Origin of the sequence: Comamonas sp. MYb69, assembly GCF_037479315.1 — a bacterium.
Taxonomy (GTDB): domain Bacteria; phylum Pseudomonadota; class Gammaproteobacteria; order Burkholderiales; family Burkholderiaceae_C; genus Comamonas.
In genome coordinates this window covers 153,895-176,906 of sequence record NZ_JBBGZG010000006.1, presented here as the reverse complement: position 1 = coordinate 176,906, position 23,012 = coordinate 153,895, and the positions used below count along the sequence as shown (strand labels likewise).

At 66.8% G+C, this 23,012-nt stretch carries 18 protein-coding genes and 1 tRNA gene; 3 read left to right on the top strand and 16 right to left on the bottom strand.

Annotated features, from left to right (window positions below):
- The 14 genes from WH303_RS10620 to WH303_RS10555 form a co-directional block, all read right to left on the bottom strand.
- Positions 1-1,143: an ABC transporter substrate-binding protein gene (locus WH303_RS10620; protein WP_339518367.1), complete on the bottom strand. Its 1,143-nt coding sequence runs from the start codon at positions 1,141-1,143 to the stop codon at positions 1-3.
- Positions 1,140-1,952 (bottom strand): ABC transporter ATP-binding protein, encoded by an 813-nt coding sequence (locus WH303_RS10615; RefSeq protein ID WP_339518365.1) that lies wholly within the window; start codon positions 1,950-1,952, stop codon positions 1,140-1,142. Before WH303_RS10615 ends, WH303_RS10620 begins: the two co-directional genes overlap by 4 nt.
- On the bottom strand, positions 1,949-2,998 hold the full coding sequence (locus tag WH303_RS10610) for a FecCD family ABC transporter permease (RefSeq protein ID WP_339518363.1): 1,050 nt from the start codon (positions 2,996-2,998) through the stop codon (positions 1,949-1,951). The genes WH303_RS10615 and WH303_RS10610 overlap by 4 nt, the downstream gene beginning before the upstream one ends.
- A 59-nt stretch (positions 2,999-3,057) precedes the next feature.
- A complete protein-coding gene (locus WH303_RS10605; RefSeq protein WP_339518362.1) occupies positions 3,058-5,493 on the bottom strand; it encodes a TonB-dependent siderophore receptor in 2,436 nt (811 codons plus the stop codon).
- Positions 5,494-5,580: 87 nt separating this feature from the next.
- Complete coding sequence (locus WH303_RS10600) at positions 5,581-6,546, bottom strand: FecR family protein (protein ID WP_339518361.1); 966 nt, start codon at positions 6,544-6,546, stop codon at positions 5,581-5,583.
- A complete protein-coding gene (locus WH303_RS10595; RefSeq protein ID WP_339518359.1) occupies positions 6,546-7,049 on the bottom strand; it encodes a sigma-70 family RNA polymerase sigma factor in 504 nt (167 codons plus the stop codon). Before WH303_RS10595 ends, WH303_RS10600 begins: the two co-directional genes overlap by 1 nt.
- A 134-nt stretch (positions 7,050-7,183) precedes the next feature.
- A complete protein-coding gene (locus WH303_RS10590) occupies positions 7,184-7,489 on the bottom strand; it encodes a transcriptional repressor (protein WP_339518358.1) in 306 nt (101 codons plus the stop codon).
- 120 nt (positions 7,490-7,609) lie between these two features.
- Positions 7,610-7,981 (bottom strand): DUF3325 domain-containing protein, encoded by a 372-nt coding sequence (locus tag WH303_RS10585; protein ID WP_021027621.1) that lies wholly within the window; start codon positions 7,979-7,981, stop codon positions 7,610-7,612.
- Positions 7,978-8,301, bottom strand: a complete 324-nt coding sequence (locus WH303_RS10580) for a hypothetical protein (RefSeq protein ID WP_339518357.1) — start codon at positions 8,299-8,301, stop codon at positions 7,978-7,980. Before WH303_RS10580 ends, WH303_RS10585 begins: the two co-directional genes overlap by 4 nt.
- Positions 8,298-9,938 carry a PepSY-associated TM helix domain-containing protein gene (locus WH303_RS10575; RefSeq protein ID WP_339518355.1) on the bottom strand — a complete coding sequence of 547 codons (1,641 nt, stop codon included), beginning with the start codon at positions 9,936-9,938 and terminating at the stop codon, positions 8,298-8,300. The genes WH303_RS10580 and WH303_RS10575 overlap by 4 nt, the downstream gene beginning before the upstream one ends.
- Positions 9,939-12,527 (bottom strand): TonB-dependent siderophore receptor, encoded by a 2,589-nt coding sequence (locus tag WH303_RS10570; protein ID WP_339518354.1) that lies wholly within the window; start codon positions 12,525-12,527, stop codon positions 9,939-9,941.
- Positions 12,528-12,652: 125 nt separating this feature from the next.
- The gene (locus WH303_RS10565; protein WP_339518353.1) at positions 12,653-13,648 is read right to left on the bottom strand and encodes a FecR family protein; all 996 of its coding nucleotides are present in this window, start codon (positions 13,646-13,648) and stop codon (positions 12,653-12,655) included.
- A complete protein-coding gene (locus WH303_RS10560) occupies positions 13,648-14,115 on the bottom strand; it encodes a sigma-70 family RNA polymerase sigma factor (RefSeq protein WP_312990171.1) in 468 nt (155 codons plus the stop codon). Before WH303_RS10560 ends, WH303_RS10565 begins: the two co-directional genes overlap by 1 nt.
- A 266-nt stretch (positions 14,116-14,381) precedes the next feature.
- Positions 14,382-16,484, bottom strand: coding sequence for an IPTL-CTERM sorting domain-containing protein (locus WH303_RS10555; RefSeq protein ID WP_339518352.1), 2,103 nt, complete (start codon positions 16,482-16,484; stop codon positions 14,382-14,384).
- 323 nt (positions 16,485-16,807) lie between these two features.
- On the opposite strand from WH303_RS10555, the gene WH303_RS10550 reads away from it, so the two are divergent.
- The 3 genes from WH303_RS10550 (at position 16,808) to WH303_RS10540 (ending at position 20,969) form a co-directional block, all read left to right on the top strand.
- Positions 16,808-17,323: a sigma-70 family RNA polymerase sigma factor gene (locus WH303_RS10550; RefSeq protein ID WP_021028732.1), complete on the top strand. Its 516-nt coding sequence runs from the start codon at positions 16,808-16,810 to the stop codon at positions 17,321-17,323.
- A complete protein-coding gene (locus tag WH303_RS10545) occupies positions 17,320-18,294 on the top strand; it encodes a FecR domain-containing protein (protein ID WP_339518351.1) in 975 nt (324 codons plus the stop codon). The genes WH303_RS10550 and WH303_RS10545 overlap by 4 nt, the downstream gene beginning before the upstream one ends.
- Positions 18,295-18,410: 116 nt before the next feature.
- The gene (locus WH303_RS10540) at positions 18,411-20,969 is read left to right on the top strand and encodes a TonB-dependent receptor (RefSeq protein WP_339518350.1); all 2,559 of its coding nucleotides are present in this window, start codon (positions 18,411-18,413) and stop codon (positions 20,967-20,969) included.
- A gap of 60 nt (positions 20,970-21,029) precedes the next feature.
- On the opposite strand, the gene WH303_RS10535 is transcribed toward WH303_RS10540, so the two are convergent.
- A tRNA-Ser gene (locus WH303_RS10535) sits at positions 21,030-21,117 on the bottom strand.
- A 68-nt stretch (positions 21,118-21,185) separates the two neighbouring features.
- A complete protein-coding gene (locus tag WH303_RS10530) occupies positions 21,186-22,844 on the bottom strand; it encodes a Na/Pi cotransporter family protein (RefSeq protein ID WP_021025300.1) in 1,659 nt (552 codons plus the stop codon).
- Between the last annotated feature and the right edge of the window lie 168 nt (positions 22,845-23,012).

Sequence of the window (23,012 nt, the reverse complement as noted above, 5' to 3'; positions counted from 1 at the left end):
CTAGCAAGGCTCGCCGGCATGGTTGCGGCTGATGTGGAATACAAATTCCGCATCGGGCAGGGTGGTGAAGCGCTGCAGCAACTCGCGGTAGGTCTGGTCCGGGTCCAGCGCTGCCAGGCGCTCGGGGTAGAGCATCTTGGCCAGGTGCTCCAGCGCGGCGATATGGAAGGCGCTGTCGTAGAACTGGTGGTAGAGCGCCTGCACACAGCCACCGGCCCCTGCAGTGGCCAGCGCCAGGCCCTTGCGCTGCATCAGCCGGGCCATGGCCTGCTCCGCCTCGCTGACGGAGATGTCGTAGCCAAAGGGTATGGTGCGCGCACCCTTACGCTGGCGCTGGGTGCCGGTCATCAGGTAGACATCGGGCTGCAGGCCGATCAAGGTCTCCAGCGCGATATCGCCCGTCATACCGGGCAGCAATTGCTTGGCGATATTGCGCCCACCCACCGCCTCAATGAGATAACCCCAGGCGGTATTGCCCTGCGAGAAGCAGCACTGCGCCAGCCCCAGCCGACCGGCCCGGATCTCGACAAATACGCGCGGCGGGCGTGGCGCGGTAGCTGCCACCTGCTGGATGGCGTTCAGGCGCGCCTGGTAGAACTCCAGATAGGCCTGGGCCTCGGCCTCGCGGCCCAGCACCTGGCCCAGCATCTGCAGCATGGCGGGCAGGTGTGCCACCGGGTTGCGTGAGCTGTCCACATAGAGGATCGGAATGTTCAGCGCCGCCAGCAGCGCGGCAATGCGTCCGCCCTCCACCGCCGGGCGGCTCTCTAGGCTCAGCAGCACCAGGTCGGGGCGCAGGCGCAGCAGTGCTTCCAGGTCGACATGGCCTGCGCTGTCAAACGGCAGCAGCGGCAGCTGCGCAGCATGGGGCCAGCGCTGCTGCATCAGCCGCCACAGGCTGGGGTCGGAGTCGCCCAGCGAGTTGTTCCAGCCGGCAAGGCGGGCAAACGGGTCCTCGCGCTCGAGCAGCGCCAGCGCGGTCATCGTATTGCCGTTTTGCACATAGATGCGCTGGGGCGGCGCGGCGATGCGGACCAGGCGGCCGGCGACATCGCGCACCTGCAGCGGGTAGGCTGCCAGCACGCCGGTGCTGGTGGCCAGCAAAAGCGCAAGGACGGTGAGTAGCTGCTGCAGGCCCTTCATGGCGGGTCTCCTGCGGTGGTGCCATCCACCACGATCTGCAGCCAGCCTTGCGCACAGCTTTGCACCCGGGCCTGCACGCCATAGACCTCGGCGAGCATCGCCGGTGTCAAGGTCTGCGCCGGGCTGCCGCTGGTGTAGAGGCTGCCGCGCCGCAGCACGATGAGCGCATCGGCCCAGCGTGCAGCCAGGTTCAAATCATGCAGCACGGCGATGACAATGCGGCCTTGCTGGGCGAGCATGCGCGCCGTGCCCATGACGAGCGCCTGGTGGCGCAGGTCCAGCGCACTGGTGGGCTCGTCCAGCAGCAGGATGGCCGGCTCGCGGATCACCGATTGCGCCAGGCTCACCAGCTGGCGCTGGCCGCCCGAGAGGCTGTCGAGCGGCAGCAGCGCCAGGTGGGCAATGCCTAGCTGCTGCAGCAAGGCATGCACCCGTTCGATGGGCGTGGCGCTGGCCGGTGCATCGCTGGGGCTGTGCTGGCTGCGTTGGCTGCGCAAGGCGGCCAGCAGGCTCTCCAGCACCGTCAGCGCCACGCCTTCCGCGGCGAACTGCGGCATATAGCCGACATACTGCGCGCGCTGCGCGGGCCGCAGCGCATGCAAGGCGGTGCTGCCCAGCTGCAGGCTGCCACGGGCGGGCACCAGGCCCGCCAGTGCCTTGAGCAGGCTGGACTTGCCCGCGCCATTGGGGCCCACCAGCGCGGTCACCTGGCCGGGCTGCAGCGGCGGCAGTTGCAGCTGGTCGATGACCTGGCGCTGGCGGTAGCCCACGCTCAGGCCGGTTACCTGCAAGGGGGAGGGCGGGTTCATGCGCGTGCTCCGCTGCGGAAGATCAGCCACACAAACAGCGGAACACCGACCAGCGCGGTGACGATGCCCACCGGCAGCAAGGTACCGGGCACCAGGGTCTTGCTGGCGATGGAGGCCAGCGACATGATGAGCCCACCCATCAGCGCACTGGCGGGCAGAAAGATGCGGTGGTCCTCGCCCACCAGCATGCGCGCAATATGCGGCCCCACCAGGCCGACAAAGCCGATGGTGCCGGTAAAGGCCACGGCCGTGGCGGCCAGCAGGCTCACGCGCAGCAGCGATGCCAGGCGCAGGCGGTTCAGATCGATGCCAAAGCTCAAGGTGCGCTCTTCGCCCAGGCGCAGCACATTGAGCTGCCAGGCCGCGCGCAGCGAAAAAGGCAGCACGCAGGCAATGACCAGGGCCAGCAGCTGCAGCTTGGTCCCGTTGGCGCGCGCCAGGCTGCCCATGCTCCAGAACACCAGCTGCTGCAGCGCATCGGGCGAGGCCACATACTGCAGCAGCGCCACCAGCGCGTTGCAGCTGAACACCAGCGCAATGCCGAACAGCACCAGAATCTGGCGCGAGCCGGGCCGGGCCCGGGCGGTGGCCTGCAGCAGCAGCACCGAGGCAAAGGCAAACACAAAGGTGTTGACCGGCACCATGGCCTCTTCCGGCAGGCCCGGAATGCCCAGGCCCAGCACCAAGGCCAGCGCGGCGCCCAGCGCAGCGGCAGACGATACCCCCAGGGTAAAGGGGCTGGCCAGCGGGTTGTTCAGGATGGTCTGCATCTCGGCGCCGGCCAGCGACAGCGCCACGCCCACCAGCACCGCCATCAGGGCATAGGGCAGGCGCAGGTCCTGTACGATCAGCGACGTCTCCAATGGCACCTGGCTGGGCAGAAAGACTGCGGTGGCCAGGGTGGCCCAGTCCAGATCGGTGGAGCCCACCGACAGATCGGCCGCCACACTGAGCAGCAGGCCGATGGCCATCGCCAGCAGCAGGCAAAGGCGCTTGCGCATGAGCTGGGCATAGCCTTGCGCCAGGGCCTGTGCAGAGCCAGGCATGGCGGCAGACGCTGCGCCCGGCGGCGCTTCAGGCAGCGCCGGGGTGGAGGGGCGCGCCATCAGAACGCGGCGCGCAGTGCGACGGTGATATTGCGTGGATCGCCGTAGTAGGTCTGGCGGTAGCGGCCACCGGCAAGGCGGTCGAAATAAGTCCGGTCAAACATGTTGTTCACCGTCAGCGTGGCCTGCAGGTGGCGGTTGATCTCATAGCCGGCCTGCAGCGCATAGACGGCATAGCCGCCCTGGCGCCAGGTGGTGTTGCCATAGGTTGTGGCATTGCTGCTGTAGGCCTGCATGCCGCCGCCGATCCACAGACGGCGCAGTGGCTCGGCGGCAAAGCGGTACTTGGTCCACAGCGAGAAGTTGTGGCGCGGGAAGGAGCTGTTGAACGGCTGGCCTTCGGTATCCACACTGCCGCTGACATGGCGCGTGTCGGTGTAGGCATAGCCGGCCGTCATGTCCCACTGTGGGCTCAGCTTGCCCGATACCTCGGCCTCAAAGCCCTGGCTGCGCACCACACCGGAGGGCAGCGAATAGCCTTCGTTGAGCGGGTCGGTCACCGCGCGGTTTTCATCCTGGATGCGGAACACCGCCAAGTGCGCGTTGAGGCGCTTGTCCATGAACTCGCCTTTGATGCCCATCTCCAGCTGGTTGCCAGTGCGGGCAGGCAGGAAGGCGCCGCTCACCACCGTATCGGTCTGCGGCGCAAACACCTGGTTGGCGCTGGCGTAGACGGACAGCTGCGTGTTCAGGTCATAGACCAGGCCCAGGCTGGGCACGAACTTGGCGCGGATGGACTGGTCATTGGCCGGTTGCTCGGGGTCTTGCGTCTCCCACCAGGCCAGGCGGCCGCCCACCAGCACGGTCAGCGGCTGCACGGGCTTGATGCGGGCATGGGCATAGACGCCATGGTTGGTCACCCGGGTCTTGGGCAGGGTGCCAATGCGCTGCGGCGGCATCAGCAGGTCATGGTCGGGGTGGTCGGCATTTTGCTGAAAGCTGCTGGGGCTGCCTTGCACCTGGCCGCCCTGGTAGGTCTGGTAGTTGGCGCCGATGACCAGGGTCTGCTCCAGGCCATTCCAATCCATCGGCAGCGACAGGTAGGCGTCGATGCCCCGGTCGCGCTCGCGCGACTTCTGGTGGGTGGACAGGATGGTCACCTCGCGGCTGACCGGGTTCAGGTAGCTGTTGGACCAGTAGCGGTCAAACTCGGTACCGCGCAGAAACTGGTTGGCGCTCAGCTTGAACTTGCCGCCACCGTCCAGCTGGTGCTCCAGCTCGGCAAAGTAGCGCGTTGCGTAGTCGTCCTTCTTGCCATGGATGGAGCCCAGAAAGGTTGAGCGATCCAGGTCCGGGTTGCGGCCGTCGGCCAGCAGCGGCAGGCCGGCAAAGGACAGCGAGCTGCCGCGCTGCTCGGTCGCTCCAATGGACAAGGTGGTGCTGGGGCTGAAGTCGTACTCCAAGGTGCCATAGACTGTGTTGCGGCGCAGATAGACCTCGTCGACAAAGCTGTCGCGGTCGTCATAGATGCCCACCAGGCGCCCACGCAGCGTGCCCGAGGCATTGAGCGCGCCAGTCACATCCAGCTCTTGGCGGCGCTGGCCCCAGGAGCCCAGCACGGTGGCCGATTGCACCAGAAAATCCGCATGCGCGCGCTTGCGCACCAGGTTGATGGTGCCCGAGGGCTCGCCCGCGCCTTCGAGCAGGCCGGTGGGGCCGCGCCATATCTCCACCCGGTCGTACAGGCCCACATCCATCAAGGTGTTGCCCCAGATGCCCTGGCCGCCCTTGGCCGGCAGGCCATCGATCAGGTAGTTGCCCATCAAAAAGCCCCGGGCCTCGATGTTGACGATGCCGGTGCCCGTGGGCTTGGTGCGCATGCCGGTGACATAGCGCATGGAGTCGGCCAAGGTGGTGGCATTCTGGTCTTCGATCTGCTGGCGCGTCAGCACCGAGATGGACTGCGGAATCTCGCGCAGCGCATGCTCGCCCTTGCCAATGCTGACCGCCCGCGTGGTGTAGGACTGGCTGTGCTCGGTGGTGGCGCCGGCATAGCTGTCGCGCACCACCGTGGTGGGCAGCGAGATGGTGGCAGCGGCCCCGGCTGCGGCATCGGCCGGGGCCGCTGGGGATGCGGCGGCCGGTTGCACACTGATCGCACCGCTGGCGGTGATGGCCAGTGCCAGGCCGCTGCCGCGCAGCGCTTGCGCCAAGGCCTGCTCCACCGTCAGCCGGGCGCTGATAGCCGGGGCCTGGCGGCCTGCGAGCAGGGCCGGGTCCATCGAAGCGACCAGCCCCGCCTGGCTGGCAATGCGGTTCAAGGTCTGGGCCAGCGGCCCGATGGCGATGTCGATCCCCAGCGCCGACTGCATGGCGGCGGGTGTGCTGCGGGTAGCGGCCGAAGGCAAGGTTTGTGCCTGGCTGGCCGAGGCGCCGGCCAGTGCCAGCGAGGCCGCTAGAACCGAGCGGCGAAAGAGAGCTGTGCTGCGAAACATATGGAACTTCCCTGTGCTTTTGTGGTGCATCTGGAAGGCTTGTGTATCGAGCACGCGAAACCGGACAGTGTTTTTGAAAATTATTTTCTAGCGCACATCAATGCGGGTGAGCCAGCTGCCAAAACGCTGCACCCGGATCGGCAAGGTCTCGGCCAGACCGGTCAGCGCGCGCTCAATGTCGTCCAGCGGGAAGACGCCCTGCACCTGGATCTGCGCTGCCTCGGGCGAGACGCGCAGCAGGCCATGGCGGTAGCGCTGCAGCTGGGCAATGACCTCGTGCAAGGGGCGCTGCTGCACCACCAGCCAGCCGCGCTGCCACTCGGTGCTGGGCATCTGGTCGGCGGCCAGGCGCTGCAGCCCTGCCGCATCGACCTGGGCTGCCTCGCCACTGCCCAGCACGGCGCTTTCGCCGCTGAGGCTGCGCAGCTCGACCCGGCTTTCCAGCACGCGCACCTGGGTGCGCTCGGCCAGCTGCTCGACGGCGAACTGCGTGCCCAGCGCGCGGATATCGGCCTGCGCGGTGGAGACCACCAGAGGTCGCTGCACATCGGGTGCGACCTGCACGACGATATCGCCTTCGAGCAGGCGCAGGCGCCGCAGGCCTTCGTCAAATGCCAGGTTGACGCGGCTGCGGGCATTGAGGACCAGGGTGCTGCCATCGGGCAGCGCAAAGCGGGCACGCTGGCCGGTGCCGGTGCTGTAATCCGCCAGCACGGCGCCCAGCGGTTGCCATCGGTCGAGCAGCAGCAGGCCCACGCCGGCGCTGGCCACCACGGCCAGGCCCTTGAGGGCGGTGCGGCGCCGGGGCTGGAGCAAGAGCTGCCGCGCCTGCTGGGCCTGGCCGGGTTGGCGGCTATCGACGGCGCGCAGTGCGCCCACCGGCCGGCCCACGGTGCTTTGCAGGCGTTGCCAGGCCTGGGCATGGGCGGGGTCTGCGGCCTGCCAGCGTTCAAAGGCTTGGCGCTCGGCTGGCTGCACGCGGCCGGAGCTGAGGCGGACCATCCAGTCAATCGCCTGCTGGGTGGCCGCATCCAATGGGGGTTGCGAGGCCATCAGCGCAGCTGGGCCCGCATGCAGTGCTGCAATGCCTGGGTCAGGTAGCGCGAGACGGTGCGCACGGACACCTGCAGCCGCGCTGCGATCTCTTCATGTGGCATGTCGTTGAGCTGGCTGTAGACAAAGGCGGTACGCACCGGCAGAGGCAGGCCGTGCAGGATGCGGTCGATCTCGGCAATGGCCTCGATCACCAGCGCCTGGTCCTCCACCGACGGCACGCAGGGCATGGGCAGCGCGGCCATGCTCTCCAGGTACTGGCGCTCCAGCAGCTGGCGGCGCTGGAAGTGGAACAGGATGCGCTTGGCAATCGTCGTGAGAAAGGCCCGTGGCTCCTGGAAGCTGCGCGGATCCAGGCTGGAGTCCACCACCTGCAGGAAAGTCTCTGAGGTGATGTCCTGCGCATCGCTGCGGTTGCGCATGCGGCGGTTCAGCATGCCCAGCAGCCAGGAATGGTGCGAGGTGTAGAGCGTATGCAGGGCTTGGTCGCGAGAGGGGTCCACCACGGAAAGAGATGTGAATGATAGTTATTATCATTCTAGCCTTGGCGTGATTAGCCCTTGCTGCAGGGCAGCATTCGCGGCGGATCGCCTGCGTCCGCGTTCAGACCCCGGCAGGGAGTTTTTGCAGCGTGTACTTAGACGCCAGCCGCCAGGCTGTACACCGTCAAGCCGCCATCTTCGCGGTCGCGCATCAGCAGGCCAGCCTGGGCCATTTCCTTGGCAACGCAGTAGATCGTCGCTGCAGGCAGCGGAGCCCCGCTTTGCTCCAGGTGCAGGGAGATGTCTGCGCACTTGACCTTGGAGCGGCCCAGCTGGACGATGGCCTCCAGCACCCGCAGCCGCGCGGGCGTGGGCCGTATGCGCACTTGGCGGCTGCGCTTGAACCAGTGGGCAGCGGGCAGGGCGGGCGCTGCCTTGCGGGGTGCGTGGTCATCATTCATCTGCGCATCCTGGCATGGGACTATGGAGCCGGTTTGTCGGACTGTGGCAGTTTGTGTCAAGCTGCGTAAAGTTTTGGCGGTGGCCAGGGCAGCCACTTCGGGTTGACAGCGGGGCAGGCATCATGCGGCCAGGCCTGCTGCAGACACGGCTGTGTGTGACAGGACCATGGTGCTGGCTGACAGCGCCAGTGCCGTGCCCCGGCGCGGGGCGTAGGTCAGGATGAGTACCTGCAACCATGCCGCGACGCTGAGCCAGCCCAGCCAGGCAACGGCGCCCACCGCGGGGCCCCAGGTATGCATGCAGCACCGCAGTGCCAGCACCAGCAGCAGGGCCGCACCCAGGCGCAAGCCCCAGCGCAGGCGGCGCCCAGGTTCGCCCCGGCGCAGGATCTGCTCGCAGTGGCGGTCCATGGCCTGGCTCAGCAGTAGCATCGCGGGCAGGCACAGCGCCAGCGGCAAGGCGGCGGTAGTGGTGGGGGTGAGGGCGTTCATAACCAGCACTCCAGCAGTGCGCGCAGGCTGGCCAGTAGCAGTGCGGCAGCGGCAAACTGCAACGCCAGCCGGGCCAGCTGCTGCACATGGAAGGCCCAGAGCAGCAGCGCTGTGTACAGCACAAAACCCAGCAGCGTGCTGAGCAGCACCGCATGCGCCGGTGAGAAGAGGCCCGCCAGCACCAGTGCCTGCGCCATCACCGCGCAGCCCAGCCCGGTGAGCAGGTAGCCGGCCACGGCTGCCAGGCAGACGCGCAAGCCCACCAGCATGGCATGGCGCCAGGGGTGCGCGGCAGTTGCTGCTTTGGCAAGGGCGTTCATGCGCGCGCTCCATGGCGGCGCCCGGGCTGGGCGGCGCGGGTTGGGGTAGAGGTTGGTGTCGAGAGTCGGTGGCGCCAGGCGGCCCAGGCGGCGAGCAAGCCCAGCGCGATGCTGGTCAGCTCCACCCCGGCGCGCACGCCATCGCCCTGGGCCAGGTAGAGCAGCAAATGCTGGCCGGTGGTGGCGGCGTTGAGCAGCGGCAGGGCCAGGCACAGCAAAGCCAGGGCGCAGAGCTGCTCCTGCCAGGCCCGGCGCACGGGACGCAGCAGCGCATGCAAGAGGCTGAGGGCCCACAGCACAAAGAACAGCCGTATCTCGGCACTGGCCCGGGCCTCCATGGCCAGTGGCAGCAGGCGGTTGCCGTAGAGGTAGCCGATGGAGGCCAGCGAGGTGCCGGCCAGCGCTGCGATGTTCAGCGCATCGATGCAGCGGTAGATGGCTGGCGTGGCCCGGCCCCAGCCATGGTCGCTGCGCGTTCGGCGCTTGCTGGCAAACAGCAGCAGGCCGGTGGCCACCATGGCCGTGCCGGCCAGCCCGCAGACAAAGTACAGCCATTTCATGGTCCAGCCACCAAAGCGGGCCATGTGCAGCGACTCGATGACCGGGTGCACATCGCGCGCGCTGGCGGCTGGCTCGGACCGGGGCGGTGCCTGCAGTACCTCACCGGTGTCGGCGGCGATGCGGACCTGCTCGGCGACGTTGTGCATGCGCCTGGAATAGGCGCTGTCGGGCTGCTGCGCCGTAAAGCGGTGGCTGGCCGGGCCCTGCGGCGGGCGCTGCAGCGCGATGGATGCCACCGGCTGGCGCAGCAGCGACTGCGCCAGTTGCAGCTGCTGGGCCAACTGCGGGCCGGCTGGCGGCAGACCGGGCCGGGCTGCCTCTGTGCCCGCGTTCAGATCGGCCTGGTAGCGGCTGTAGGCCTGGCGGTCTTCGCCATAGAGCGCCTGCAGCGCATGGGGCATGTAGCTGGTGTAGAAGTAGGCCAGCCCGGTGTAGACGATCATGAACAAAAAGGGCAGGGTGAGCACGGCCGAGGCGTTGTGCGCATCCAGCCAGGATCGTTGGCCCTTGCCGGGGCGAAAGCAGAAAAAATCCTGAAAGATGCGCCGGTGCACGATGAGGCCCGAGACCAGCGCCGCCATCATGCCCATCGACACCACACCCACCACCCAAAAGCCCGCCAGGCCGCCTTGCAGCGAGTAGTGGAAGGACATGAAGTGCCGGCCGCCCTCGGTCTGGCGGATGGGCGGCAGCGCCTGGGGCAGGCCAGTGGCCGGGTTCAGCGCCGCCTGCAGCACGCCGTCCGGGCCGCGCGCAGACAGCTGCACGGCCTCGCCCGCGCGGGCGGGCAGATCGATCTGCCACTGGCTGGCTTGCGCTGCCCTCTGCTGCAGATAGTCCTCAGCCCGGTGCAAGGCCTGCAGCCGGTCCTGCAAGCCCAGCGCGGCGCCGGGTGGCCCGCTGGCAGGCGCCGCCTGCATCCAGCGCGTGATGGGCTCGCGGAACACGCTCAGGGTGCCGGTCACAAAGATGGCGCAGAGCAGCCAGCCGCAGACCAGGCCGCCCCAGGTGTGCAGCCAGGACATGGTCTGGCGCCAACCTGGCTGGCGCGCCGCACCGGGGACGGTACGGGGCATTTAGAAGCTGCCGCGCAAGCTCAGCTTGACGCTGCGGGGCTCGCCATACCAGTTGCCACTGCCCGAGCTGCCCACGGTCTTGTAGTAGGTCTTGTCAAACAGGTTGTTCAGGTTGAGCGTGGCCGACCAGTGGCGGTCGATGCGGTACTGCAGGCTGGCGTTCCAGACCGCGTAGCCCGCCTGGGTGAACTTGTAGGGGACGCCCTCGCCATCGAACTTGCCGGTGGCCGGGTTGTAGGGGTAGGCGGTGCCGCTGGCATAGGTGGTGCTTTGCACGGTCACGCCGCTGCCCACCGTCCAGGGCGAGAGGTCGCCGGGCAGCTGGTAGCTGCTCCAGAGCTTGAGCAGGTGCTTGGGGGTGATGGTGCTGTAGACCAGCTGCGCGGCATCGCTCTTGTTGCGGTTGTGGTTGTAGGTATAGCCGGCAAACAGCTGCCAGCCGCGCGCCAGCTGGCCCGAGATCTCCATGTCCACCCCTTGGCTCACGATCTTGCCCTGGGCGATGTAGCAGCAGCTCAGGCCCAGGTCGCCCACATCGGTGTCGGGGTAGCGCGGGTCGCGTGCGGCCTCGCCGGTGCGCTCGATGCGGTAGAGCGCAAAGGCGGTGTTGAGCTTGCCGCCGGCCAGCTCGCCTTTGACGCCCAGCTCGACATTGCGCCCCTTGATGGGATCGAGCGGCGTGCCGGGCAGCGGGCCTTGCAGGCTGCTGGCCTGGGATTTGTGGATCTCGGAGACGCTGCCATACGCCGTCCAGCGGTTGTCCAGGTCATAGACCAGGCCGGCATAGGGCGTGAGGATGCCGCTCTCCTGGTAGTAGCTTTTGCCGCTGGAGCGCAGTGAGCCATCGGCGTTGTAGTTGAAGTAGGGCGTGACGTTGGAGTAGCTGGCATAGCGCCCGCCCACGATGGCGGTGAGCTTGTCGCTCAGGCTCAGGTTGACGCGGCCATACAGGCCTTTTTGCGTGGCGCCATAGCCGGGGTAGCTGCGGGTCTTGCGCTCGCTGACCGCATGCGGAATCTTGTCGGGATCAAAGCCATAGACATTGGTGAGCGACTCGTTCGTCTCCATCTCGGAGTAGTAGGTGTCCTGGTCATCGCGGATCTTGGCCCAGTCGGCGCCCAGCAGCAGCTGGTGGCTGCGGCCCAGCAGCGAGAAGGGTCCGCTGATATTCAGGTCGAGGCTTTTCTTGTCCGAGCGGAAGTCGTTGGAGAAGCCGGTCCAGCTCGCGCCCAGGCCGGTGGCGGGGTCCACGGCGCCACTCAGACTGGCCAGGCGGCTGTCGCTGTCCACCTTCTGGTAGTTGAGCTGGGCCTTGGCCTTCCAGCCGCCGGCCAGTTGCTGGTCGAGCTGGGCAAACAGCTCCTTGGCGCTTTTGTCGTAGTGGCTCCAACCGGCCATCAGCGCGGTGTTGCGCGGCAGGTGCAGATCGTCGCCATTGGGGGCGCGCGGAATGCCTTCGCGCCAGGGCGTGGCACTGAGCTTGTCGTAGCTGGCACCCAAGCTGAGCTTGGTGTCGCGGCTGAGATCGGCTTCGACAATGCCGTAGAGCAGGCTGTTCTTGGAGTCGGCACTGCGGTAGAAGAAATCCTTGTCGGTGTGGGCCAGCACCGCACGGCCGCGCACGCTGCCATCGCTGTTCAAGGGGCCGGCCACATCCAGCTCCAGCTGTTTGCGGCTCCAGCTGCCCAGGCTGGCCGAGGCCTGGATCTGGCGCTGCGCCGTGGGGCGCTTGCGCACCAGGTTGATGGCGCCACCGGGCTCGCCATTGCCGCTGAACAGGCCGTTGGCGCCGCGCACGATCTGCACGCTGTCGTACATCGCCAGGTTGGGGTCAAACAGCTGCTGGCTGAAGGCATCGACGCTGGCGCCATCGATCTGCACATTGCCAATCTCAAAGCCACGCGAGAGAAAGCGCGTGGCCTGACCGCCCAGACCACCTGCACCGGCGTAGTCCACCGTCACACCGGTCGCCTGCTGCATCACCTCGCCCACGGTGCTGAGCGCCTGGTCCTCGATCAGCTGGTGGGTCATCACGGTGATGGACTGCGGTGTCTCGCGCACATCCTGGCCCTTGCCCAGCGACACGCGCCCGCTGGTGTAAGAGCCGCTGCCTTCGGTGGCCTCGGTGCGCTCGGCCTGGGCGGTGACCAGCACTTCCGGCAAGGTCTGGCTGGCCGTAGTGCGCCGCTGTACGCTGATGGCTGCGCCGCTGGCCATGGCCTCCAGATCGCTGCCAGCCAGCACCTGGCTCAGCGCCGCCTGCAGGCTGAGGCTGCCTTGCAGCGCCGGTGCCTGGCGCCCTTGCACCAGGGCGGCATCCACCGAGATGGCCACGCCCCAGGCGCGCGCCAATGCGTTGAGGGCCTGGCCCAGCGGTTGTGCCGGCAGGTTCAGGCTCTGGGTGGTCGCCATGGCCGTCTGGGCGGCTGCCGGCTGCGCATGCACCGGGCCGGGCAGGGACAGCAGTGCCAGCGTGCCGGCACAGGCGAGGCTGCAGGCCCAGGCGATGACAGGCTGGCGGCGCTTGGCCGTGGCTGGCGCTGCGCGGCGGCGGGACGGGCTGCAAGAAGGTGGCAGATCTCGGTACATGCGAATGCTCTCTAGGGTGTTGTCCCTGTGAAGACGTCGCAGCGGCGATATACCGGACAAAAATTTTTGCTGGGCTTGGGGGCAGCGGATCGACGCCGTTGTTCCGGGCGCGCAGGGGCCAGGATTTAGCGCCGGCGAACCAGGCTGCTGCCGTCGGGCAAGCGCTCCACACGCACCGGCAGCGAGCGCGGCAGGCTGGCGACAAAGGTGGCCGGGTCGCGCAATTGGAAGCTGCCCGTCAGGTGCAGGGACTGCAGGGCTCCCGCTGGATCGAGCTGCAGCGGGCGCTCCAGGTAGTCGTTCCAGCGGCTGAGTACCTCGGGCAGTGGCGTGTGGTCAAACACCAGCCAGCCGTCGCGCCAGGCGCCCACATCCTGGCGGTTGACGCTGCCGGTATGCAGCCCGCCTTGCGCATCCAGGCGCGCGGCCTCACCGGCGGCCAGCACCACATCGGCAGCCTGGGCGGCATCGCTGTGCAGGCCCCATACCGCAACGCGGCCCTGGGCCACACTCACCTGCAGGCCCGATGCGCGCAGCGCCACCGAGAACACGGTGCCCAGGACCCGCACGCGGCCCAGCGGTGTTTGCACCTCCAAGGGGCGCTGGGCATCGTGGACCACATCCAGGCGTATCTCGCCCCGCGCCAGCTGCAGCACGCGGCGGTCGCGGTACAGCACGGCCTCTACGGACGTAGAGGGCGCCAGATCCAGGTGTGAGCCATCGGGCAGGTTCTGGGCCAGCATCTGGCCATGGCCGGTGTGCAGCGCCATGCGTGCCAGCGGCTGCTGCCAGTACCAGCGCCCGCCCAGGCCCAGCAGGCTGGCCAGCCCCGCCGTGCCCAGCAGTGACAAGCTGCGGCGGCGCTGTTGGCGGCTGCGCTCGGCCTGGCTGGTGGGCAGTGCAAAATCCGCCTGCAGCGCCTGCGCCTCGGTCGCCTGCCAGCCCTGCAGCGCCTGCTGGGCGGCCGCCTCGTTGTCGGGCGACTGCGCACGCCAGCGGGCCAAAGTCTGTGTCGCAGCCTTGGCGCTGGCTGCGTCCCCCGCGTGCTGCCGGGCGATCAGCAGCACGGCATATTCCAGGCGTTTGCGCGGGCTGTCTGCCCCAGTGCCGGCCGCTGCCATCAGGCCTCCAGCCCCATGCAGTCGCAAACGGCGCGCACTACATGCTTTTCCACCGAGGCGATGCTGATGTCCATGTGCGCGGCCGCTTCGGCATGGCTAAAGCCATAGATGCGCACCAGCACAAACACCTCGCGGCGCTTGCGCGGCATGGCCGAGAGGCGGCGTACCAAGCGCTCCAGCTGCTGGCGGCTGGCGATGACGCGCTCGGTCGATGGGGCTTCATCAGCGGTAACCAGGGCCAGGGTCTGCAGCAGCTGGGCATCGGCCTGGCGGCGGCGGGCGTCGTCGATGACGATGTTCTTGCCGGTGCGAAACAGCAGCGCCCGCAGGTCCCTGACTGCGACTTCGCGCGCCTGCAGTGCCAAAACACGGGCATAGCTCTCCTGCACGACATCGGCCGCCGCTTGCCGGTCATTGAGCGAGCGGGAGAAGAAGTTCAGCAGTTCTGCGTAATAGCTCGCGAGCACGAGAGGACACCTTGGCCATGGGGCTGCAAAAGGGGCCCCAAAATGCGCCCGGCAGCGACGCGGGACAGGGGCTGGTTGGCAGCGAAGGCGCGATCTTATCAAAAAATAGAAATGAATCTCATTTCTGATATGACGGCCAAGGATGTTGCGGCTACCGATAGCAGGCAGGGGAGGGGATGGCAGAACGCTGGCCATCTGCTGGCGCAAAGGTTAGACCCCGGGGCGCTGCGCCTGCGCCCCGGGGTCTGGATCAAGCGATCAAATGCTTAGCCAATGCGCTGGCCGCGCAGGCGCATGCGCCAGGCGCCGATGCCTGCGGTCAACAGCGTCAGCAGTACCAGGCTCCATTGCTGCAGGCTGGGGACGGGTGTCGCGCTGCTGGGCACCGGAGGCGGAACGGGCGGGGTGCTGGTCGCGACAGTGGCCGTGGCCATGCAGGGCTGCGCGGTGCTGCCCGTGCATTGCGCATTGGCTTCGCTCACCGCCAACGATGCCGTGTTGACCAGGCTGGCGGGGGGCTGCGCGCTGACGGTGGTGCTCAGTTGGATCACCACACTGTCACCGGCGGCCAGCGAGGCGACGGTCACATCCACCGCGCCGCTGCCGCTGGCGGGCACGCAGGGTGCAGCGCCGCTGTTGCTGCAGGTCCAGCTGGCGTTTTCCAGGCCGGCAGGCAAGGGGTCGGTGATATGGGCCTGGGTGACGGGCACCTGGCCGGCGTTGAGGGCGGTGATGGTGTAGTTCATCGTCTGGCCGGCATAGACCGCTGCGCTGGCCTGCGCCGTCTTGCTCAGTTGCAGCAAGGGGTTAGGCCACAGATCGACCGCCACCGAGGCATTGCAGGGCTTGTCCTGGGTCTGCGCAGTGGCCGGGTTGTAGCACAGCCATTCGGCATTGCTGGCTGTCACGCTCGCGGTGTTGCTGACCTGGTCCATGCGGGTGGCGATGCTGTCCACCGTGGCGACCACGGTGTAGACCAGGCTGGCACTGGCGCGCATGCTGGCGATGGTCTGGCTCAGCACCCCGCCTGCGGCGAGGCTGCCACTGGCTTGCGGGCAGACTGCGAGACTGCCAACGGGCGACTGGCAGCTCCAGGTGGCCGAGGCAAAGCCGGCGGGAAGCGTGTCCGACAGGGCCACGCCGGTCAGTTCGGCCGCGCCTTCATTCTTGACGGTGACGGTATAGGTGGCGGTTTGCCCGGCATAGAGCGGGCCGGTCGCGTCCACCGTCTTGGTCACGCTGAGCAGCGGGCTGGTGGCCACCGATGCCGAGGCGCTGCAAGGCGTGGGAAAGCCATCTCGGGCAGCGCAGCTGAGCGTGCTGGTGGCAGGCGGCTCGATGGTGGCCGTGTTGGTGATGACGGTGGCACCTGAGGGCAGCGGGCTGCTGAAGCGCGTATTGACGCGGAACACCAGGGCGCTGCCAGCGGGCAGGGTGGGCAGCAGGGCGTCGAGCGGAAAGCTACCCGTGGCTGGCGTGGGGCAGGCCGCTGCGCTGCCGGCGGGGCGGCTGCAGACCCAGGTGCTGCCGGCCGTTTGCAGGCCATCGGGCAGGGTATCGCGCAGGCGCGTGCCGCTGGCGTCGCGCGTGCTGGCATTGGTGACCGTGATGTCATAGAACACGGCGGCGTTGGCGCTGGCCAGGCCGGTGTAGGCGCTGCCATCGCTGTTGACCGCTTGCTTGGCCACGGACAGCGGCGGCGAGCACGAGGCTGTGCCGCTGGACTGCACCAGCAGGCCCGAGGGGTCGCCCTGGTTGCCGACGACGACATAGATCGTGTTGGCACCGGTCTTGAAACCCTGGTTGAGCAGCACCGGGACATTGCCGCCGGCCCCAAAGCCACCCACGCCGGCAATGGCGCCGCCGTTGGTGTAATCAAATACCGCATCGTTGACCAGGATGCGCTTGACCTGGTTATCCACATACAGGCTCAGGCTCAGATTGAAACTGTCGGGGTCAACGGACGGGTCCAGCGTGAATTGGTATTGGTAGACGTAGTAGTCCCTGCCATATTGCACGCCGATCCATTGGGCATTGCCAAAGGGCGACTGCACCCAGGCGCCATTGCCAGCGCCTGGCCGGTCTACCGGGCCTGGGGCATAGGTCAACGCGGCAGCGGCTGCCGGTGTGGTGATATCGCCCAAGGCCGAGGCAATGGTCCAATGCGCATCGACGCTGCCCAGGGCTAGTTTGGGGCTGGTGATGCTGTAGCCATTGCTGCCGTCAATGCCGGTATTGAAGATGGCCGGGTCCGTGCTGCATGAAATAACAGGCGCAGTTTGGGCCTGGACCACCAGGGGGTGCAGAAGTGCTGCCACCGCACATCCCAGGCCCACATAATGGGCCATCGCTATTCTGAAGCCTTTCATTGCATTCCTTTGTAAATAAGTTTATTCAATCCTGTTATGCATGGTAGTAGGATGAACAAGCGGCAGGAATGCGGCAATGTCAAACATCTTCAGGCTGGAGATTGTTTGACAATCTTTATGAATGCGGGCGATGCAGTTGATGCAGTGCAATGCTTGATGCGCATCAAGCCAGCGGGTGCCGGGAGTGGGGTGGCGCGGGGGGCGCCGGTCGGTGCAGGGCGTACGCCGCAGACCGTTGCACAAGGGTCTCCGCCCTTTGTGAAAAAAGAATCATTATCAATTATGATCTTGCGGTTGTTCGTGTTTCCTCAACGGCCCCGCCCATGCCACAGCACCCGCTCCACCCTGAGGTGGAGACCATTTTTCGCCAGCACCATGCATGGCTGCGTGGGCGCCTGATGCTGCGCGCATCCAGCCACAGCGAGGCGGAAGATGTGGCATCGGAGACCTTTTTGCAGTTGACCGAAAAGGGCACTTCTACGGAAGGCGAACTGCTGGATATCCGGCACCCGCGCGCCTTTTTGTCGACGGTGGCCAAACGCATCCTCATCAAGCTCTGGCAGCGCCAGGATCTGGAGGCGGCCTACCAGGACACGCTGCGCCATATGCCCGAGGCGGTGGCGCTGTCGCCCGAGACGCATGCGATGCTGGTCGAAGCCATCTGCCAGATCGACCGGGCGCTGGCCGCGCTGCCGCTGCCGGTCAAAACGGTGTTTCTGCTGTCGCGGCTGGAAGGCATGCGCTACCCGCAGATTGCAGAGCAGATGGGCATCTCGCTGGCCACCGTCGAGCGCCATATGCGGCGCGCGCTGCTGCAGTGCCTCAGCTGCGCGCCATGAGCGATGCAGCCCTGCCCTGCGCCACGTTGCGCGCCGCCGTGGATTGGCTGGTGCGCCACGAGGCGGAAACGATGAGCGCAGCCGACCACCAGGCTTTTGCGCTCTGGCTGCAGCAGGATGCGCAGCACCAGGCGGCCTGGGCGCGCGTGCGCTCGGCGCTGGCTGAGCCGCTGACGGCGGTGCGCAGCCTGCAGGCCCATACCGAGGGCCTGCATGCCCAGGCCGCCATGCAGGCGCTGTTCCACAACCGCCGCCGGCGCGTGCTGCGCGGCGCGCTGGCGCTGGGCGGTATCGGTGTGGCCACCGCGCTGGTCGCAGACCGGCTGACGCCGCTGGGCCAGTTGATGGCCGATTGGCACACCGGCACCGGCGAGCGGCGCGAGTTCAGGCTGGCCGATGGCACCACCGTGCTGCTCGATGCCCGCTCTGCGGTGGATGTGCGCGATGCCGCGGGCAGGCCCGCGCTGCAGCTGCGCGCCGGGGCCTTGATCGCCACACGCCGCTATGCCGGAGCCGCTCCATTGCAGATCCACACCCGCGATGGGGTGGCGCTCTTCGGCGCCGGCCGCATGATGGCGCGGGTGCATGCGGAGCGCACGGACATGGTGGCGCTGGAGCAAAGCCTGAGGCTGCAGCCCCGTGAGGCGGGGCAGACCTTGCTGCCTGCAGGCCAAGGCGCGCGCTTCAGCGCCCGGCAGCTCCAGCCCCTTGCGGGCAACGCGGTGCAGCGCGCGGCATGGCAGCAAGGCATGCTCGCCGTCGATGACTGGCCGCTGGCCGATGTGGCCCAGGCGCTGCAGGCCTATTTTTCTGGCTATATCCGCGTGGCCCCTTCGGTGGCGGATCTGCGGGTGTTTGGCATCTTCAGGCTGGACGTGGAGGAGCTGCTGGGCACGCTGGGCCAGATGCTGCCGCTGCAGATCCAGCGTTGGGGGCCGTTGATCACGATTGGCGCGCAAGGTGGGCGCTGAGGGCACAACACCCTCTGTTGCGCGACCACATGCGCGCGACCCTATGCAAATAGATGAGGGGTTTTTCGGTTTCGGCGCACTGGTTAAGCAGTACCCAACGAAAAGGAACTTCTGCCGTGACCACTTCCCGCCTCCAGCGCCGCCATGCCGGTGCCCCATCAATCGTGCGCAGCTGTGCTGAACGCTCGCCCCTCCATGTGCTGGCCTTGGCCGCCTTGCTGAGCTCTGCGCTGGCTCCTGCCACAAGCCGGGCCGCCGATACGCCCCCAGCCGCTGCCGTGCAGCTCGACATTCCGGCGGGCAGCCTGGCTGATACCCTGACCCGCATTGGCCAGCAGACCGGGCGCAGCATCGTCGCTGACCCCGCTGTGCTGCAAGGCCAGCGCAGTGCCGCGATCCAGGGCCATTGGACGGCAGAGCAGGCGGTGCGCAAGGCGCTGGAGGGGTCGGCGCTGCAGCTGCAGACCTTGAACGGTGGCGCGCTGCAGATCCGCAAGCCAATGGCTGCCGAGCAACCGGTGGCGGAGGCCGCGCCTGCAGCAGCGGCTACAACGTCTGCTGAGGCGCCTGCGTCACCTGCAGAGCCCAGCCACCAGCTGCCCACCGTGGTGGTGACCGACCAGCGCTCCGACAGCTCATTGATGCAGCCCACCCGCCAGGTCACGGTGATCGAGGGTGAGGAGCTCGATGACCTGCGCGCCACCTCGGCCAATCTGAACAGCTTGCTGGCCAAGAGCGTGCCGGGCATGTCCGATTCGAGCCGCAACATGAGCGATTTCGGCATGACCTTGCGCGGCCGCAACGTGTTGGTGCTGGTCGATGGCATTCCGCTCAATACCAACCGCGACACGGCGCGCAACCTGGTCAATGTGGAGATGAGCCGCATTGAGCGGGTCGAGGTGTTGCGCGGCAGCAATGCGATCTACGGCAGCGGTGCGACCGGGGGGGTTATCTCGGTCACCACGCGCCCGGTGGGTGGCAAGCCGGTGGCGCGTACCACGGTGGGTTTTGACAGCGCGCTCTCGCGCCTGAGCGGCGACGGCCTGGGCGGCCAGGTGCAGCACTACCTGTCGGGGGCCGGTGATGTGGTCGATTACGAGGTCGATATTTCGGCCCGCCGCATCGGCGGAGCCTTTGACGGCCACGGCGACCGTATCGCGCCGGACGCCAGCCAGGGCGATCTGTTCGACTCGAACACCTACAGCCTGGGCGGCAAGATCGGCTTTCGCATTGATGGCAACCAGCGCATCCAGCTGGCGGCCAGCCACTTGCGCGCGCACCAGAAGACCGACTACGCCAACGACCCCAGCGTCAACCAGGCGCCATTAGGATCGGTGGCGGCCCGCGCGATCCGGGGCCTGAAGCTGGCCGAGCAGAACCAGGTGGAGAACAGCCTGCTGAGCGCCAGCTACGAGCACAAGGACCTGGGCGGCAGCCTGCTGAGCGCGATGGTCTACGGCCGCGACAATTTCGTGCGCTTTGTGCCCTTTGATGCGCGCAGCAACAGCAACCGGGGCAACTTTGTCGACCAGGTGATGCAAAACAACAAGGTGTTTGGCGGGCGCCTGACCATCACCACACCGATTGGCGACGACAAGCGCACCAAGCTGGTCTGGGGTGCGGACTATATCCAGGAGCGCAGCAATATGCCGCTGGATACCTTTGATGCTGCCGTCTATGACGCGAGCGGCGGCCTGGTGTTCCAGCCCACGGGGCAGCGCATCTACATGCCCTGGGTCACCGTCAAGAGCGCTGGCGCCTTTGGCCAGCTGCAGCACAGGTTCAACGACCGGTGGTCGGCCGAAGGCGGCTTGCGCTATGAGAAATCGCAGGCCAGCTTTGCAGATTTCCAGCCGCTGTCGCAGTCGCGCCTGCCCAACCCGGCCACCGTGGCCGGTGGCAAGGTCGCGTACGACGCGGTGCTCTACAACCTGGGCCTGGCCTTCAAGCCCTGGAAGGACCACGAGTTCTACACCTCGTTCAGCCAGGGCTTTGACCTGCCCGATGTGGGCCTGCAGCTGCGCAATGCGGGTGCCAAGTTCGACATCAATGCGTCCGAGCTGGAGCCGGTCAAAACCGACAACTATGAAATCGGCTGGCGCGGCACCTTCGGCAACACCATGGCCACGCTGGCGCTGTTCCAGTCACGCTCGGACCTGGGCGCTGTCCAATCTTTCAACAATGGCCTGCACCTGACCCGCACGCGCGAGCGCATCCGAGGCGTGGAGCTGACCGCCGACCACTATGCCGACCACTGGTCCACCGGCGGCACCGTCACCTGGATGCAGGGGCGCGAGACGCCGCCCGGCGCCAGCAGTGACCAGCCGATGACGGGCTACCGCATCCCGCCGCTCAAGATCACTGGCTATCTGCAGTACAGCCCCAGCAGCCGCTGGAGCCTGCGCAGCCAGTTCAACTGGTTTGGCGCACGCGACTACCGCCTGGCCGATGGCAAGACCCAGTTCGCCCGGGCTGATGTGAAAAGCTACTACAGCGTCGATGTGGTGGGCCGCTACCAGTTCGACAACAAGAACCAGGTCACCGTCGGCGTGCAGAACCTGCTCAACCGCTACTACCTGCCGCTCTACAGCCAGCTGATGCGCAGCGGCAAGAACGACAGCCGCCTGCCGGCTGCCGGTGCGACCTTGACGGCGAGCTATACGCATAACTGGTGATCGGGGCGTGGCAGAAGCCGCCAACGAAAAAGCACCCTCGGTGGGGTGCTTTTGCTGTTCTGGCGGAAGCTCAGGGATTCGAACCCTGGAACCCTTTCGGGTTGCCGGTTTTCAAGACCGGTGCAATCGACCACTCTGCCAAACTTCCTGCTGGCTGCTGGGCGGAGTGGTCGCCTCGCAGCATCAGGGATTGTATGCGAATTCCGGCCCGCTGCCTCAGTGGCGGGCGGGCTCCGGGTCGTCTTTGAGGCGGCTATGGGCCAGCGCGCCAGCGGCTTCCAGGATCGGGTAGGCAACCGAGCACAGCAGAGAATTGATGCGTTTGAGGTCGCTGATCAGGTCGATGTGCAGCGAGCTGGTCTCGATGCTGGGGACGGTGTTGTGCGACAGGCGCTCCAGGTGCGAGGCGGAATAAGCCAGCTCCAGGTCGCGGAAGCGCGCTTTTTCTTCGAGCAGCTTTTGTGCATCGCGCACATTGCCCGAGAGGAACACGCTCATCGCCAGGCGCAGGTTGTCCAGCAGATGGGCATGCAGCTCGTTGATTTCTTCCATGCCCTGCTTGCTGAACTGGCGGCGCTTCTTGATCTTCTTGTTCTCCACATCGGTGAGCACGCGCTCGATGATGTCGCCAATCTGCTCCATGTTGATCGTGAAGTTGATCACTTCGGTCCAGCGCTGGCTCTCGCGCTCGTCCAGTTCGGCGCGCGAGATCTTGGTCATGTAGTACTTGATGGCCGAGTACAGCTCATCGACCGTGTCATCGAGCTTGCGCAGGTCTTGCGACAGCTGCTGGTTGTCGGTCTGCACAACGTTGTGCAGGCCAATCAGCATGGATTCGACCACATCGGCCTGGTGCAGCGCTTCACGCGCGGCGCAGGAGATGGCCAGCGACGGGGTGGACAGGGCTGAGGCGTCGAGGTGGCGCGGGCGCTGGGGGCCCTTGTTGGCTTCCTCCTTGGGCAGCAGTTTGCGCATCCAGTCGCCGATCACGCCGGTGAACCAGATAAAGCCCAGCGTGTTGAGGATGTTGAAGGCCAGGTGGAACAGCACAGCCGAGCGGCCCGCATCGTTGATGTAGGGCATTGCATAGGTGACCCACAAGCCGACAAACGGCGAGACGATGGCCACGCCCATGATCTTGAAGATCAGGTTGCCGATGGTGACCTGGCGCACTTCGATGCTGGACTTGGCCGTTTGCAGCACGGCCAGCACACCGCTGCCCAGGTTGGCACCCAGCACCAGGCCCAGGGCCATATCGCCGGTGATGGCGCCCGACGCGGCCATGGCCGCGATCAGCAGCACGATGGCGAGGCTCGAGTAGGCAATGACAGCCAGGATCGCGCCCAGCAGCAGCTCCATGAAGAAGTCGCTCTTGACGCTGACCAGCAGGGTGCGCACGGCTTCGGATGCGAGCAGGGGCTCGGTGGCCTCGACGATCAGGCGCAGCGCCAGCAGCATGAGGCCCAGGCCGATAAAGACGCGGCCCACGCGGCCGGGCGTGGAATCCTGCTTGGAGATGAACAGCACGACGCCCGAGAAAATCAGCAGCGGCGAGAGCCAGGAGAGGTCGGTGGAGAACAGCACCGCCATCAAGGCGGTGCCCACGTCGGCGCCGCGCATGACCGACAAGGCGGCGGTGAGCGGTATCAGGCCCTGGCCGACGAAGGACGCGGTCATCAGGGAGGTGGCACTGCTGGACTGGACGAGGGCCGTGACCCCGATGCCCGAGAGCATCGCGGTAAAACGGTTGCTCATACTGCGCGCCAGCAGGTTGCGGAGGTTGGCGCCAAAGACGCGCAGCACCCCTGTGCGCACCATATGAGAGCCCCACACCAGCAGCGCAATGGCGGCAAGAAGATTGAGCAAGTGTTTCATAAGGCGAACCGGACACTATACCCCTGATAAGCGCGCCGCGCTGTAGGGCGAATGCCAATGTGTCTCTTTTTATGCAGGCCAGGCGGCGATGGGCGCCTGGCAGCGGCTGTTGTGGAGGAAGGGGAGCCACCGATAAAAAACACCGCCGTCGCATGGCGAGGGCGGTGC